This is a genomic window from uncultured Halovibrio sp. (assembly GCF_913056445.1).
In the GTDB taxonomy this organism is placed as follows: domain Bacteria; phylum Pseudomonadota; class Gammaproteobacteria; order Pseudomonadales; family Oleiphilaceae; genus Halospina; species Halospina utahensis_B.
The window spans coordinates 1-14,989 of the sequence record NZ_CAJXMA010000069.1 but is presented as its reverse complement, the minus strand read 5'-3'; the positions used below and the strand labels follow the sequence as shown (position 1 = coordinate 14,989).

The window sequence follows — 14,989 nt, the reverse complement described above, 5'->3', positions numbered from 1 at the left end:
CTCATCCACGATCAGGCTGTGAGCCTGGCGGGCATCGCCGGCCTCAAGGTAGTGATAGCCCGCCATCTCCAGTGCCACGGCGATCATCTCGCGGATGGAGGCTTCATCATCAACAATCAGGACGGTTTTTTCGGCCATGGATGTTACATCTCTGTCGGCTCAGTTACCGCGCTATTACACAGCCTTATTATGACAGAATCATGACAGGGCCAGATCCAGTGCCAGCCCCAGGAACATCGCGAACCCGGCCCAGTTGTTGTTCAGGAAGGCGCGGAAGCAGCTGTCCCGATCCCGGCTCTGGATGAGCCACTGCTGGTAGCCGAAAAGTCCGCCCATGGTGAGTACCCCCAGCACAAAGAGCGCCCCCAGTTGGGCCTGGAAGCCGACCAGCAGCAGGGTGAGCAGGGTCGTGGCCTGGAGGACGCCCACGGCGGCGCGGTCCATGTCTCCGAAGAGCACGGCCGTGGACTTGATGCCGATCCTGAGGTCGTCATCCCGGTCCACCATGGCGTACAGGGTGTCATAGGCCACCGTCCAGACCAGGTTGGCGATGTAGAGCAGCCAGGCAATGCGGGTGACCTCGCCGGCCTCCGCCGCCCACGCCATGGGGATGGCCCAGGAGAAAGCCGCCCCGAGCACGATCTGGGGAAGGTGCGTGTAACGCTTCATGAACGGATAGATGAAGGCCAGGGCCACGCCGCCGAAGGACAGCCAGAGCGTGAGACGGTTGGTGAAGAACACCACCATCAGGAAGGACACCAGGCAGAGGCCCAGAAACAGGGCGATGGCCTCGCCCGGGCGCACACGGCCGGTGGCGAGGGGGCGTTCGCGGGTGCGTTTGACGTGACCGTCGAGGTTGCGGTCGGCGAAGTCGTTGATGACGCAGCCGGCGGCGCGCATGAAGAAGACCCCGAGGGTGAAGATCACCAGGTTGGCCAGGCTCGGGAGGCCGTCGGCGGCCAGCCACAGTGCCCACCAGGTGGGCCAGAGCAGGAGCAGGCTGCCGATGGGCCGGTTGATCCGCATCAGCTGTATGAAATCCGGCAGGCGCTCACGCGCCCGGTCCAGTGCCGGCTGAAGGCGTGTCGTCGTCATGGTTCCCTGTCCGTTGCGGCCCGTGACTAGAGTGGTCGGAGGCTGTCCCCGTGGGTCGGGTGACGGCGCACGGCCTGGTCCCTGATGTCGTCCCACAGAGGGGGCAGGAAGCACTCCGTGACCAGCAGGGTACCTTGGCCGCGGCGGAAACGCGAGCGTCGCGCCGGGTACTGGGTGGCGTGCCCGAGCGGCTGTGCCTGGCCGCAGGTGAATGCCTCACGGGACCAGGGATGGCGGCCGAAAAGCGCGGAGCCCAATGGGCGGTTACCCAGGTGGCGAAGGCGACGGTTCGGGCCTTCCAGACAGTGGAGCGGGATGACCGTGCGCGCCTGTACCCATGGGGTGTCGTCGCCAATCAATTGCACGTCCCGAATCCACGCCTTCTGGCGGGCTGGAAGGCCAAGTTCCCTGGCTTCGTCCGCTTTCGGAAGGCGATAACCCTCGCGCAGGACGCGCACCCGGAAACGGTGGCGGGTCAAACCACGCAGCAGCCGTGTCAGGGAACCACGATGCCGGACCACCCGGCGCTGGTATCGGGGCAGCCAGTGCCAGGGGCGCGGGCGAAACCCCATGGTGGTTCCCTCCATTGGCCTACAGGCCCCGGACCGCGTAGATGCCCGGTGCGTTGCGCCAGTAGCCCTGGTAGTCCATGCCGTAGCCGAACAGGTAACGGTCTGGGGTCTGCAGGCCGATGAAGTCCGCCTCGAAGCCCGGCTGGCTCTTGCGGTCGTGATGTTTCTCCACCAGTGCCAGTGTCCAGACCCGTTCTGCGCCTTCAGTCTGGCAGGCCTCGGTCAGTGCGGCCAGGGTGTCGCCCTCGTCGAGGATGTCGTCGACGATCAGCACCGTGCGTCCGCTCAGCCGGGTCTGCGGGTGAACCTTCCACTCCAGCTCCCCGCCGGTGGTGTTGCCCCGGTAACGGGAGAGCTGGGCGTAGTCCAGCTGCAAAGGAAAGGCTAGACGGGGCAGAAGCTGGCCCGCAACCACCAGACCCCCGTTCATGATGCAGAGGATGAGCGGGTCCTGGTCGCCGATGGTGGCGGTTACTTCACCGGCCAGTCGATCCATGGCCTCACTGACCTGGCCTTCCGTGTAGATGCAGTCGGCCTCGTCGAAAACCTGTTGCATTTCAGCTGTGTTCCGGGACATGGCTGGACGCGCTCTCCGCGGTCAGGGGTGGATTTGAAAGGCGCGAGTATAACGCCGCGGTGCCCGATTGTCCCGATTCTGACACTGTCGGGTGTAATCCGGGGGTAGTGTTTGGTTAGAATGCGCTCCATATTTGTCATTCGTTAAGGAGTAGGCCATGAAAAAGTGGCAGTGCGTAGTCTGTGGATTCATCTACGACGAAGCGGAAGGCTGGCCCGAGGATGGCATTGAGCCGGGCACCCGCTGGGAGGACGTGCCCGAGGACTGGACCTGCCCGGACTGTGGTGTGGGCAAGGAAGACTTTGAAATGGTTGAGATCGACTGAGCCCGCCCATGAGCCAGAATCAGACCCTGCCCGTCGTCATCATCGGGACCGGACTGTCCGGTTATACCCTGGCCCGGGAGCTGCGCAAGCTCGATACCGAAACCCCGCTGGTACTGGTCACGGCCGATGATGGCCGCAGCTACTCCAAGCCCATGCTTTCCAACGGTTTTGCCAAGGGTAAGACCGCCGATGAGCTGGCGCAGGCGGATGCGGATACCCAGGCTGAGGCGCTCAACGCGCGCATCATGACCCATACACGGGTTGAGGCCATTGATACGGAGGCCGGCCGGATTACAACGGATGCCGGAACACTCGACTACGGCCGTCTGATCCTGGCCTGGGGGGCAAACCCCATCCGTATTCCAATCGAAGGCGATGGTCTTGATGCCCTGTATCAGGTGAATGACCTTACGGACTACGGCCACTTCCGTGAGGGGGTGGCCGGGGCGCGCCGGGTCTTGATCCTGGGGGCCGGTCTGATCGGCTGCGAGTTCGCCAATGACCTGATCAACGGTGGCTTCGAGGTGGAGGTGGTCGCGCCGGATCCGCGGGTTCTTCCGGCGCTGCTTCCGGAAGCCGCATCGGAGGCGGTACGGGCCGGGCTGGAAGAGGCCGGGGTCCGGTTCCACCTGCAACACAGTGCCAGCGCGGTACATCGAACCAGTGAGGGTGTCATTGTCACCCTGGATGACGGGCGCGTGATTGAGGCGGATCTGGGGGTGGCGGCCGTGGGCCTGCAACCGCGGACGGAGCTGGCGGACGCTGCTGGCATCGAGTGTGGTCGGGGCATCCGGGTGAACCAGTATCTGGAGACCAGCGCCCCGGGTGTCTATGCCCTGGGGGACTGCGCCGAGGTCTGCGGGCACGTGCTGCCCTACGTCATGCCCCTGATGGCAGCGGCGCGAGCGCTGGCAAAGAGCCTTACCGGCGAGCGCACCCCGGTGCACTACGGCAGCATGCCGGTGACGGTGAAGACGCCTGCCTGCCCCGTAGCCGTGTGCCCGCCCCCGGCGGATGCGGCCGGCGAATGGCACGTCGAGGGCGAGGGCCGCAGCCTGCGTGTCCTGTTCCGGTCGGAAAACGGCGATCTGCTCGGCTTCGCGGTCACCGGTGACTGTGCGGGCGAGAAGCAGTCGCTGTCGAAGGAAGTGCCGGCCATTCTGCCGGCCTGAGAATCAGGTTGATAACGGGAACCGGTGGTATGGAAGAGGTAACGCGCAAGCTTGTGGGGCTGCTGGATGTCGCGCCGCTCGGCGACGACCATTTCAGTGGTGAAAGCGATGATCTCGGCTTTCCCAATGTGTTCGGCGGCCAGGTGCTCGGTCAGGGCCTGATGGCCACCAGCCGTACCGTGGAGGGGCGCCTGGCGCATTCCATGCACGCCTATTTCCTGCGTCCGGGCAACCCGCATCGTGGCATCGATTATGAGGTCCAGCGCGTACGTGATGGCGGAACCTTCAGCGTGCGCAGGGTGATCGCCCGCCAGGATGAGCGTGAGATCCTCACTGCCATGGTCTCCTTCCAGATCGAAGAGGAAGGTTTTGAGCATCAGTTTGATGCGCCCACTGCACCGGATCCGGAAACGCTGACTTCCGAGCAGGCGCTGCGGGAACAGGTGCGTGACCTGATCCCGGAGGAACGGCGCGAGCAGATGATGAAAGAGCGCGCCATCGACATCCGCCCGGTCGAGCCCGAGGATCCGCTCAGGCCGGAACCCGCGGATCCCGCGCGCCAGAGCTGGTTCCGGGCGCGTGGTCCGCTTCCGGACGATCCGGTCCTGCACCGGGCGATCCTCGCCTATGCCTCGGACTTCGGATTGCTCGCCACCTCCATGCGACCCCACGGGGCCGGGTTCTCAACGCCGGGCATGCAGGTGGCAAGCCTGGATCACGCTCTCTGGTTCCACCGGTCCCTGCGCCTGGATGACTGGCTGCTCTACGACATGGACAGCCCCAGTGCTTCTTCCGGGCGGGGCATGAACCGGGGCACGCTCTTCAACCGCAGGGGTGAGCTTGTGGCCTCCGTGGCACAGGAGGCGCTGATTCGACAGCGTAAGGGGTAAGGCGCCACCGTCTTCAGAGCGTGACGGAGGTTTCATTTCTGTGACAGGCTCCATTATAGTGCGCGTGCGAACAACCATTCGACGTGCCCAGTGGTGACGACTCATGACCCAGCCAGCCGTTCCCGACTCCGCTGCCGATTACCTTGCCTCCGATGCCTCCGCCGCCCGTCTTTTCCGTCTGGGCGTGGGGAGCCTGTTCCTGCTCCTGATATGGGCCTTCATGCATTTCGGCGGGCTGACCGTTCCCGGTTCCCCGCTCTTGCTGGTCGCCGCGCTTTTCGGCGGCTACATGGCCATGAACATCGGGGCCAACGACGTAGCCAACAATGTTGGGCCCTCGGTAGGCTCCGGGGCCCTGACCATGACCGGGGCCGTCATCATCGCCGCCATCTTCGAGGCTGCTGGCGCGCTGATTGCTGGTGGCGAGGTGATCAGCACCATCAAGGGCGGCATCATCAACCCGGAGATGGTGGCCGACCCCCGCAACTTCATCTGGCTGATGACCGGGGCGGTGCTGGCTGGTGCCATGTGGCTCAATCTGGCAACGATACTGGGGGCGCCGGTCTCCACCACGCACTCGATCGTGGGTGGCGTGCTCGGGGCCGGGCTGGCCGCCGGAGGGCTGGCCATTGCGAACTGGGGCGTGATGGGCAGCATCGTTGCGTCCTGGGTTATCTCGCCGATGCTGGGTGGCCTGATTTCCGCGGCTTTCCTTTATCTGATCAAGCTGACTGTGCTTTACAAGCAGGATCGGGTGATGGCGGCCCGGCGGGTCGTGCCCTGGCTGATCGCGGTCATGGCCTGGGCTTTCGCCACCTATCTGGTCATCAAGGCGCTGCCTGAGATCTGGGACGCCAGCTTCCTGGAGGCCGCAGGCGTGGGCCTGGTGATCGCAGCCATTGCCTTCCAGGTGGTGCGGGCCGGCATTGTGCGCCAGGCGGCGACCATGGCCAACAGTATTGAGGGTGTGAACGGCCTGTTCACCATCCCGCTGGTCTTCGCGGCGGCGCTGCTTTCCTTTGCCCACGGCGCCAATGACGTGGCCAATGCCATCGGCCCGGTGGCGGCCATCAACGAGGCCATCACCAGCGGTGACATTGCTGGCCAGGCTCCCATCCCGCTGTGGGTTATGCTGCTGGGGGCCGTGGGGCTGGCCGTGGGGCTGGCGCTCTACGGGCCTCGTCTGATCAAAACTGTCGGCAGCGAGATCACGGAACTGGACAAGACCCGCGCCTACTGCATTGCACTGGCAGCGGCCATTACCGTGATCATCGCCTCCCAGCTGGGGCTGCCGGTGAGCTCCACCCACATTGCGCTGGGCGCCGTCTTCGGCGTCGGCTTCCTGCGCGAGTTCCTCAAGACCAACTACGCCAGCCGTCTGCACGGTATCCTGGAGCATCACCAGGGGAACGACCGGGAACAGCTTCAGGCGTTTCTGGATGATTTCCGCCGGGCGTCCGTTGAGGAGATGGAGGCCATGATCCGCCAGGCGAAGGAGAAGCAGACGGAAGTGCGCCTGAAGAAGAAAGAGCGCAAGCGCCTGAAGAAGATCTACCAGGAGGAGATGGTCAAGCGCCACCTGATGCTCAAGATCGTGGCCGCCTGGGTGATCACGGTGCCGGCCTCCGGGCTGCTGGCCGCCATGTTCTATTTCACGCTGCGCGGCATTTTCGTCTGATGCATTGCTATACTGGGGCGGATGAATCCATCCAGTAACCGCCCCAAGCCAGGAGAGATTGATGACAACGCCGACTGAAAGCCGCCAGCAGAAGGTCATTGATGAACTCAGGGGCTTCATCCGCAAGGTTCTGAGCGAACCCACAGTGGCTGCGCGCTGCATGGAGATCGCCCGTGAGCATCGCCAGGAGCGCGACGCCCGGGAACGGATCGCCAGGGAGATCAGCGCCGAGACCATTGTGCGGATTCCAGAGGCCCACAGTGAGGCGGATGAGATCTTCCTGGACGTGATCGAGGATGTACTGGAAGAGGAGCAGGCGCTCTACTGAGCCGCCTGTTCCGTGCCTTCCAGAACCGACGCCACGGCGGACTCCAGCGCCCGGCGCTCCCCGGCAATACGCTCTTCGCGCGCGATGCCCGACTGCTCCTCCAGCATGTCACTGAGGATGTCGTGTGTGGTCAGCGGGTTGGCCAGAACGACCCGGAATACCACGCAGGGATAGTGGTTGTGCTGGGCCGGCTCCAGCTGGGTCCGTGAGACAAAGGACTTGCCGCGCTCCCGTTGGGTTTTCTGGATGAATCGGGTGATGCGGTTGAGGCTGGCGTTGATGCGTTCCGCCGCAGCCCCGTCTGCCCGCGCCAGCGCTTCCTGGGTGCGGGCCGGGCAGTAGCGGTAGGTGAGGATGTTGAGCTCGGGTTCGGTGATCAGCTCGAAATCATCGTGCTCGCGGATCATGGCTGCAAAGGACCGGGCCTTCTCAATGCCCTGGTCGACCAGGATCTCGTAGCCTTCCCGTCCGATGATGCGCAGCCCGGAATGGATCAGCATGGCCATGCCGGGGCGTGAGCCTTCCAGGGTGGTGCTGCCCAGGTCCTTGGATCCCTTGCGGATGATGTACTGGGCGTGATGCTCGATCACACTCACCGATGCCGGATTGCGGAACAGCACCATGCCCGCGCCCTGGGGCGTGTACAGCTGCTTGTGGGCATCAATGGTGACGGAGTCCGCCTTCTCGATGCCCTTGAGCCGGTGCCGGTGCTGGCGGGAGAACAGCGTGGGCCCGCCCCAGGCCGCATCCACATGGAAGTGGGCCCGGAATTCCTGGGCGATATCCGCCAGGGTCTCCAGTGGGTCCACGTGCCCGGTTTCCGTGGTGCCGGCAATGCCCACAATCGACAGGACCTTGATCTTCTGGCGCTGGAGCTCCAGGCAACGGTCGCGCAGTGCGTCCGGGTCGATGCGATTGTTGGCATCGGTGGCCACGGGGATGAGATTGTCCCGGCCGATCCCGAGCACATCGGCTGCCTTGGTGAGCGAGTAGTGCCCCCTTGAGGAAACGAGCACCGCAGCCCCTTCATGGCCGTAGAAGCGCAGCGCGCGGAAAAGCCCCTCTCGATGAACGCCCCGGAACCCGCCCTCAGGCGGAAAAGCCTGGTTGCGTGCGACCCACAGCGCCGTGAGGTTGGCAATGGTGCCGCCTGAACACATGGCGCCGAGGGCGTGATGCGGGTCATGCATCCACTGCCGGTACCAGGCGTCCTCGCAGCCATAGACCAGATGATGAAGCATGCCCAGGACCTGGCGCTCCAGCGGAGTGAAGGCCTTGGAGGTCTCGGTCTTCACCAGATTCTGGTTGAGGGCGATCATGATCTTGGACAGCGGCAGCATGAAGTACGGCAGGGCTGAGGTCATATGCCCCACAAAGCTGGGTGACGCCGTGTGCACGGACTGGGAGACCAGCTTGTCCAGAAGGAACTGGGCCTGTTCGGAAACGAAGATGGGTTTCTCCGGAACGCGGGGGTCCTGGAAGTCCTTCTCCATTTCGCCCATTTCGCGCTCCAGGGCCACGATGTGGTCCTGCAGGAAGCCGGTCAGGTTCCGGGATATGTCCTGGTCCAGACGGCTGAGCGTCGAGTCCGGAGCCTCCGGAATGGTGAAGATCCGGTACATTGCCTCCAGACTGGCTTGTGCGGTTTTTCTCTGGCCGCTCATGACTGCTTGGGCTCCAGTATGGTTGCAGGGCGTTCGTCTCAGGTGCCCAAACCAGAAAGTATAAGGACTGAGCTTACGCCAGACCAGCACCCGTCGCCTCTGGCGCTGTGCTCGGGTATGTGTCGAATTGCAACCGATGGATTGCGAATCGCGCTGGACAAGCTATCTTGATGGAGGGTGAAAATCCAGTAATCTGCCCTCCATTCAGCGCGGCACAGAGACAGGTATCAGGTCATGAGCGAGTCGAACACGACGACCGGGGAAGATCATACGGAGCAGTCGGCCGGGGAGCCGACCGGCGACCAGAAGACCGGCCGTGCCAGCCAAGCCAAATCCAGCGGCAAAGGCAAGTCGGGCGGGACGCGCCGCCGTTCAGGCACTGGTGGCCAGAGCAGTACGTCACCGGAGCCCTATATGTACTTCACCGAGAAGGATCTTGACCAGATCCTGTCGAACCTGGATGAGCTCCGGGCCAATGTGTTCCCCAATACCATTACCGGTGCGGCGCCGGACAAGACCGGGCGCAATGACCAGGTTTTCCCGTCCGTATGCCTGATCGGGCTGGGCCGGTGCGGCTCCAACATCGCGCTGGACGTTGCCGCGCTGGTGCACAGTGCCCGCACCTATTACCTGCAGGAGCTGAACAGCGAGGAGCGGCGCAGCCGTGAGAAGGAAGTGGGCCCGATGCGCTGGATCCGCAACAGCCTCAACCTGCCCACGCCGAACTCGGTGAAGCCGGTATTCCTGATCGAGCCCATGGTGATGCTCGGTGATCTGGACAAGGACATTGAGGGCCGCATCCAGCTGACCCATAACAAGGAGGACGACAACTACCTCCTGGACGACTACAACAAGCTCAAGATCATGGATCTTTCCGAGGTTCACGCCGGTGGTGCGGGTAACGCGCCCATCCTCGGCCAGTACCTGGCCAAGATCATCCTCAACAAGGATACCCAGCAGTTCAGCAACGAGGACTGGAAGTTCATCCACTCCTATCTGATCGACTCCTGCGGTATCAAGGCGAACCAGTCACGCCTGTATTTCTACATCTTCTCCGCTGGTGGCGGCACCGGTTCCGGCATGGCCTCAGAGTTCGGGCTGGCGCAGCAGTACGCCTACATGCGCAAGACCTTTGATCCCAAGCTGGAGGACACTGGCATCCAGAATCAGGATCACGCCTTCATCTTCGAGCCCATCTTCACCAGTGGCATCTGCATCCTGCCGAACATCCAGGACAACCAGGTGGAGATGTCCGAAGCGCTGCACATCAACGCCGGTCGCCTGCTGTGCAAGTATCTCTCCGAGGAGTGGGACTTCTCCTACAACTTCGACACGGAGGAGACCAGCGATGAGAACATGATGAACCGCATCCGGCCCTGGAACGCCATGATGCTGATCTCCAACGACATCATGCGCTACGCGGAGCAGACGGATGACGGCAACATCCAGTACGTGGATGTGAACGCGATGGAGAAGTACGCCAACCAGTACATCTCCCAGCAGATCTTCAACATCCTCACGGCCCAGGCGGTGACTACCGACTACGACGAGGACTACTTCCGCCGTGCCGGCGTGGACATCGGCGAGACCATCCGCCTGGACGCCAACGACCTGTTCATGAGCCTGGCCGGGCCGGTGGCCGTGGCCTATGCGGAGTCCGTGGTACCGACCACGCCCCATGATGTCAGCGACCGTAAGCGCTTTGATGAGGAGTCGCGTCTGGACATCGATGACCTCTTCTACCGCTCCATCGACCTGCCGCATTTCAACAAGGTAACCCAGGCCATCGAGGGCGTGAGCCTGTTGCCGATCGAGTCCGAGCGCTACCGTGAGCGGCTCAAGCGCTTCCGGGACTCCGGCTACAACGCTGAGACCCTGAGTGACCTGCATTTCTTCCAGAACTGTTCGTCCATTGTCTCGATCGTGTCACTGCCCAAGGACTACAAGCTCTCCTATGTGGACCTGAACCGGCTCAAGACACACCTCAACGCGCTCTTCCCGAACACCACGCTCAAGCGCTACGCACTGGTGATCGGGGCTTCGGCGAACCTCTCGCTGACCACCCTGGTGGTCAAGAGCCCGTGCCTGAGCGACGACTTCCTGACCCTGATCACGGCCTACATCAAGCGCTGCTTCGCCAACGAGAGCTCGCGCTTCGATGACACCCTGGATCGCAGCATGCTCCAGTTCATCAAGAACGAGGAGTTTGATGAAGAGCTGGTGGATCAGATGCTCAATGAGTTCGAGAACCCGGCCAAGATCCTTGATACCAACTGGTACGCCATCAAGCCGATGTATGAGAAGAAGTACCGGGAGATGTGCCACGACCGGAGCAATTTCGTCTCGATCAACGACATCCGTCTGAACCGGGACAACATCAAGAAGGCGATCAAGTACCTGCGCGAAATCTACAGGCACAAGATCAGCAAGACCCAGATGATCTCACTGAACGACGATCTGTGAGGCATGGCGCCCGGCTGCAAGTCGGGCGATCCTGGGTAACGCCCTGAATAAGCTGAATTAATGGTAATAGGGCGGTTATTGCCGCCGTGCGTAAACAAATGTAAAAGTCTGCGGCACATTCCAAGTCAGAAGGAAAGTGTCGTTATGAAACGCGAATGGATTATTGGCCTAACCCTCGTGGCTGCACTGGGTCTCGCCGGTTGTGGTGATGATTCCTCAATGGAGGAAGCCGGTGAAGAGATGGAAGAAATGGCGGAAGATACCGCTGACAGTGCGGAGGAAACCACCGAGGATATGACTGGCACCCAGGAAAACGCCATGGAGCAGGCTGAAGAGACTGCCGAGGAAACCGGGGAAGAAATGGGTGAGGCAGCCGAGGAAGCCGGAGACGGTATCGAGGAGAGTACCGACGAGTAACGGCGCTACCGTTCCTCGCGCAGGCGAAGCTGGTTGCCTCAGTCGATCTCGACCTGGGTGTTGAGGATGGGGGCATCAATCCGCGCAAGGATGGCTTTTTCGACTTCCTGCAGGCGATGCTGGAGCAGTCGGGGATCCGGGCCGGTGGTGACCACGCTCCAGGTGGCCAGGCCGGGGTCGTCCTGGTCGGCGATCTCGGCCACGGCCAGATCCGGTTCCCTGCCCCAGATCCGGCGCATGGCCGAGAAGACGCGTTTCTTGTCCCGCACGGTTTCGCAGCCGTAGACCTGGAAATGCAGGGTCATGACGCCCAGGTGCGGGTTCTCCATCAGTCCTCCACGCTGGGCGTCGCGCGCTCGATGATGGCCGCGCAGTCGACGTCGTCCGGCAGGTTGCCGAACTGGAAGTGGTCGCGATGGCGGAGTCGGCCGGCACAGAAGCCTTCGGCGACCGTCGTGTTCTCGCCGCGCAGCAGCAGTGACGCCTGGATCGCCAGCGCCATGCGGTCCGTGAGGTTGCGGGCGCGGTATTCCAGGTTGTCGTTGTTGCGGAACTCATCCTCGAGTTCGCTGGTGAACGCGTCAAAGTCCGCGTTCATGCCCCGAGCCCGGTTCACTTCCGCGAAGAAGCTGTCGAGCACGCCGGGTTCACGGTTCATGGCCCGCAGAACATCCAGGCACTGGACGTTGCCGCTGCCTTCCCAGATAGCATTGACCGGCGATTCGCGCAGCAGGCGTGGCATGATGCAGTCCTCCATCAGGCCGCTGCCGCCGATGCACTCCATGGCCTCGTAGGCGTGCTGGGGTGTGCGCTTGCAGATCCAGTACTTGCCCACCGCCGTGACCAGGCGCACCAGGTTGCGTTCCTCCGGGTCATCCTGGTTGTCCATGGCGCGTGCCATGCGCATGGTCAGTGCCACGGAGCCCTCGCTCTCCAGAGCCAGGTCTGCGAGCACATTCTGCATCAGCGGCTGCTGGTTGAGCCGGCCACCGAAGGCGTCCCGGTAGGCGCAGTGGTGCAGCGCCTGGGCCGCGGCCTGGCGCTGGCCGGCGGCGGAGCCGATCATGCAGTCGTAGCGGGTCATGGCGACCATCTCGATGATGGTGGCCACGCCCCGGCCCTCATCGCCCACCATCCAGGCGTGGGCGCCTCTCAGTTCCGCCTCGCTGGAAGCGTTGGCGACGTTGCCCATCTTGTTCTTCAGGCGCTGGATCTGCATCGCGTTCTTTGTACCGTCCGGGCGCCAGCGTGGCATCAGGAAGCAGCTCAGTCCGCCCGCGGCCTGGGCCAGAACCAGGAAGGCATCGCACATGGGCGCTGATACGAACCACTTGTGTCCTACCAGCTGGTACGCCTTCCCCGGGCCCTCCTCCGCCAGCGGGTAAGCCCTGGTGGTGTTGGCGCGTACGTCGGAACCACCCTGTTTCTCGGTCATGGCCATGCCGATGGTGACCGCCTGTTTTTCCGAATCCGGCACATTGCGGGGGTCGTAGTGGCGGCTGAGGATCTTGGGCAGCCAGTATTCCGCCAGCTCGGGCTGTTTCCGGAGCGCCGGTACGCAGGCAAAGGTCATGGTGATGGGGCAGCAATGGGCTGCTTCCACCTGGCTGTGCATGTAGTAGCGCGCGGCACGAACCACGTGGGCGCCCTCGCCGGGGTCGGTCCAGGGGGCGCTTTGCAGGCCGCCTTCCAGCGCCATGGTCATGAGCTCATGATAGGCGGGGTGGAAGCGCACTTCGTCGATGCGGTGGCCAAAGCGGTCGTGGGTATGGAGCTCTGGCTTGTTGGCGTTGGCGCTGTGGCCCAGATCAATGACATCCGAGCGGCCGGTGATGGCGCCGTAGACGTCCAGTTCGCTCTCTGCCCGCGCGGCGCCTTCGCGCCGGATGGCTTCCTGGAGGGCCAGGTCCTCGCGGTAGAGGTTGTAATCCTCAAGTGCGGGGGGCTGATTGAAGACTTCGTGGGTGTCCGCCAGGAAGGTGCTGTCCTGGTTGGTCTCAAGGGGGGCGTTCATTGTTGTTGTCCTCCGGGTGCTCGTACGGCCTGCAGGCAGAGCCTTACGACGTCATGGATCAGCTGGTCGGCCTTTTCCCTGTCGAGCCCGTCGGCGGCGGGTGACAGGGGACCGACCAGTGCTTCGGCAATGGCACCGACCGTGGCGGCACTGCTGAGTTTCGGGTTCTGATCCGGGCGGAAGCATCCCTCGCGTATGCCCCGGACCAGGGTCTGTTCAAAAAGTTCCGCATAGGCCTGGCGGTAACGCAGGCGTTCCTCGTCGACCAGGGGGTCAACCGGCTCGGCAATCAGTGCCCATGCCATGGTGGGCGAGCGGATGGCTCTTCTGGCAAAGACTTCCAGCGCTTTGGCCAGTGCTTCATCAGCAGGGCCTGTGGTGTTCAGCGCTTCACCGACACGCTTGACCTCCACTTCGGTTGCATGCCGGAAAACCTCCGCAAACAGGTCACTCTTGGACTCAAAATGGCGGTAGACAGAACCAATGGCGACACCGGATTCCTCGGCAACCCGCGCTACGGAGGCGGCCCCGAAGCCACCTGAAGCGACCAGACTCTGGGTGGTATCGAGGATGCGCTGGCGTGTGGCTTCCTTGCGGGCCCGCATGCGTGGCGTTTCGCGATAGGCCATGGATGCTCCTGAATCCGGGGCAATCTACAATGATTGAATAACAATTCAGTTCTTACGTCAAGCTCTGTCGGAGATAAGAGGAATCCGTGAAAAAGCCGGGCACAGAGGCCCGGCGGAGCAGTACTTCAAGGGATAGCGGTCAGGTGCGTTCAGGCCCCTGACCTGACTTACAGTCTAGCTGCTGCAGCTGGCCCGGGCCCGCGCTGCAACAAAAAATCACATCCTCCGGCTGGCCGGAAACCTGCCCGGCTTGCAGGCGCTCTCTGGCATAATGGTGCCAGCAAGGCCATGAGCAGCAACAGGAGACGGACAGTGACCCGCCACAGCCGAGAGTTCCCAGCAACCCGCATGCGCCGTAACCGTCGTGACGGATTTTCCCGTCGCCTGGTGCGCGAAACGCACCTGGGCGTGGATGACCTGATCTACCCGGTCTTTGTGCTGCCGGGCGAAGGGCAGACGGAGCCGGTTCCCTCCATGCCGGGGGTTGAGCGCCACAGCATTGACCGTCTCCTGGTTCATCTGGAAGAGGTGGTGGAGCTGGGAATACCGGCAGTGGCGCTGTTTCCGGTCACTCCTGCGGAGCGCAAGAGTGAGGACGCCGCCGAGGCCTGGAATCCGGACGGTCTGGCCCAGCAGGCGGTGCGGGCGATCAAGCAGCGCTTCCCGGAACTGGGGGTCATGACGGACGTGGCTCTGGATCCGTTCACCAGTCACGGCCAGGATGGGATCATCGATGACAGCGGTTATGTGCTCAACGATGAAACCCTGGTAGCGCTGGTGCGCCAGGCGGTTTCCCACGCCCGGGCCGGAGCGGATGTGGTGGCGCCCTCGGATATGATGGACGGGCGCATCGGCGTTATCCGTGAGGCGCTGGAAGATGAAGGTTGTGTGAACACCCGGATCATGGCCTATTCTGCCAAGTATGCCTCCAGCTACTATGGACCCTTCCGGGATGCGGTGGGCTCGGCGGCCAACCTGGGCGGTGGCGACAAACGGACCTACCAGATGGATCCGGGCAATCTGGGTGAGGCCCTGGAAGAGGTGGCGCTGGACCTGGGTGAGGGCGCGGATATGGTCATGGTCAAACCCGGTATGCCCTACCTGGATGTGATCAACCAGGTGCGCAATGAATTCCGGGTGCCGGTTTTCGCCTACCAGGTCAGCG

Annotated in this window: 15 protein-coding genes and 1 pseudogene; 8 read left to right on the top strand and 8 right to left on the bottom strand. The window is 62.9% G+C overall.

The genetic code is table 11. The features are described 5' to 3' along the window. The 4 genes and pseudogenes from QZ501_RS11970 to QZ501_RS11955 all read right to left on the bottom strand — a co-directional run. A pseudogene (locus tag QZ501_RS11970) lies at window positions 1-138 on the bottom strand (DNA-binding response regulator); the annotation flags it as partial. A gap of 60 nt (window positions 139-198) precedes the next feature. Next, the gene (ubiA, locus tag QZ501_RS11965) at window positions 199-1,095 is read right to left on the bottom strand and encodes a 4-hydroxybenzoate octaprenyltransferase (protein WP_160898969.1); all 897 of its coding nucleotides are present in this window, start codon (window positions 1,093-1,095) and stop codon (window positions 199-201) included. Window positions 1,096-1,121: 26 nt separating this feature from the next. Continuing rightward, window positions 1,122-1,667, bottom strand: coding sequence for a chorismate lyase (locus QZ501_RS11960; protein ID WP_225741682.1), 546 nt, complete (start codon window positions 1,665-1,667; stop codon window positions 1,122-1,124). Between the two features lie 19 nt (window positions 1,668-1,686). After that, on the bottom strand, window positions 1,687-2,244 hold the full coding sequence (locus QZ501_RS11955; protein ID WP_151439819.1) for a hypoxanthine-guanine phosphoribosyltransferase: 558 nt from the start codon (window positions 2,242-2,244) through the stop codon (window positions 1,687-1,689). A gap of 157 nt (window positions 2,245-2,401) precedes the next feature. On the opposite strand from QZ501_RS11955, the gene QZ501_RS11950 reads away from it, so the two are divergent. The 5 genes from QZ501_RS11950 to QZ501_RS11930 all read left to right on the top strand — a co-directional run bounded on the left by QZ501_RS11950 (window position 2,402) and on the right by QZ501_RS11930 (window position 6,637). Further along, window positions 2,402-2,569 carry a rubredoxin gene (locus QZ501_RS11950; protein WP_077529675.1) on the top strand — a complete coding sequence of 56 codons (168 nt, stop codon included), beginning with the start codon at window positions 2,402-2,404 and terminating at the stop codon, window positions 2,567-2,569. Window positions 2,570-2,577: 8 nt separating this feature from the next. Then, the gene (locus QZ501_RS11945; protein WP_295719746.1) at window positions 2,578-3,741 is read left to right on the top strand and encodes an FAD-dependent oxidoreductase; all 1,164 of its coding nucleotides are present in this window, start codon (window positions 2,578-2,580) and stop codon (window positions 3,739-3,741) included. Window positions 3,742-3,770: 29 nt separating this feature from the next. Further along, on the top strand, window positions 3,771-4,631 hold the full coding sequence (locus tag QZ501_RS11940) for an acyl-CoA thioesterase II (RefSeq protein WP_151439821.1): 861 nt from the start codon (window positions 3,771-3,773) through the stop codon (window positions 4,629-4,631). A 103-nt stretch (window positions 4,632-4,734) separates the two neighbouring features. Further along, complete coding sequence (locus QZ501_RS11935) at window positions 4,735-6,309, top strand: inorganic phosphate transporter (RefSeq protein ID WP_295719742.1); 1,575 nt, start codon at window positions 4,735-4,737, stop codon at window positions 6,307-6,309. A 61-nt stretch (window positions 6,310-6,370) separates the two neighbouring features. Then, on the top strand, window positions 6,371-6,637 hold the full coding sequence (locus QZ501_RS11930) for a hypothetical protein (protein ID WP_095615898.1): 267 nt from the start codon (window positions 6,371-6,373) through the stop codon (window positions 6,635-6,637). Here the strand turns inward: QZ501_RS11930 and panP are convergent. Next, on the bottom strand, window positions 6,631-8,301 hold the full coding sequence (gene panP / locus QZ501_RS11925; RefSeq protein ID WP_295719739.1) for a pyridoxal-dependent aspartate 1-decarboxylase PanP: 1,671 nt from the start codon (window positions 8,299-8,301) through the stop codon (window positions 6,631-6,633). The two genes, QZ501_RS11930 and panP, sit on opposite strands and share 7 nt — an antisense overlap. A gap of 234 nt (window positions 8,302-8,535) precedes the next feature. Between panP and QZ501_RS11920 the strand changes: the two genes are divergently transcribed. Both QZ501_RS11920 and QZ501_RS11915 read left to right on the top strand, forming a co-directional pair. After that, window positions 8,536-10,764: a hypothetical protein gene (locus QZ501_RS11920; protein WP_151439824.1), complete on the top strand. Its 2,229-nt coding sequence runs from the start codon at window positions 8,536-8,538 to the stop codon at window positions 10,762-10,764. A gap of 144 nt (window positions 10,765-10,908) precedes the next feature. Then, window positions 10,909-11,181, top strand: a complete 273-nt coding sequence (locus QZ501_RS11915; protein WP_151439825.1) for a hypothetical protein — start codon at window positions 10,909-10,911, stop codon at window positions 11,179-11,181. A 38-nt stretch (window positions 11,182-11,219) separates the two neighbouring features. Here QZ501_RS11915 and QZ501_RS11910 read toward each other — a convergent pair whose 3' ends face one another. From QZ501_RS11910 to QZ501_RS11900, 3 genes are read right to left on the bottom strand one after another with little or no spacing between them, the layout of a single operon-like run. Then, entirely contained in the window at window positions 11,220-11,510 is a 291-nt protein-coding gene (locus QZ501_RS11910; protein WP_295719735.1) for a DUF503 family protein, read from the bottom strand. Beyond that, the gene (locus QZ501_RS11905; protein ID WP_160898975.1) at window positions 11,510-13,195 is read right to left on the bottom strand and encodes an isovaleryl-CoA dehydrogenase; all 1,686 of its coding nucleotides are present in this window, start codon (window positions 13,193-13,195) and stop codon (window positions 11,510-11,512) included. The genes QZ501_RS11910 and QZ501_RS11905 overlap by 1 nt, the downstream gene beginning before the upstream one ends. After that, window positions 13,192-13,824: a TetR/AcrR family transcriptional regulator gene (locus QZ501_RS11900; protein WP_151439828.1), complete on the bottom strand. Its 633-nt coding sequence runs from the start codon at window positions 13,822-13,824 to the stop codon at window positions 13,192-13,194. Before QZ501_RS11900 ends, QZ501_RS11905 begins: the two co-directional genes overlap by 4 nt. Before the next feature lie 288 nt (window positions 13,825-14,112). Between QZ501_RS11900 and hemB the strand changes: the two genes are divergently transcribed. Beyond that, the coding region (gene hemB, locus QZ501_RS11895) for a porphobilinogen synthase (protein ID WP_363174779.1) at window positions 14,113-14,989 on the top strand (877 nt) is incomplete at its 3' end.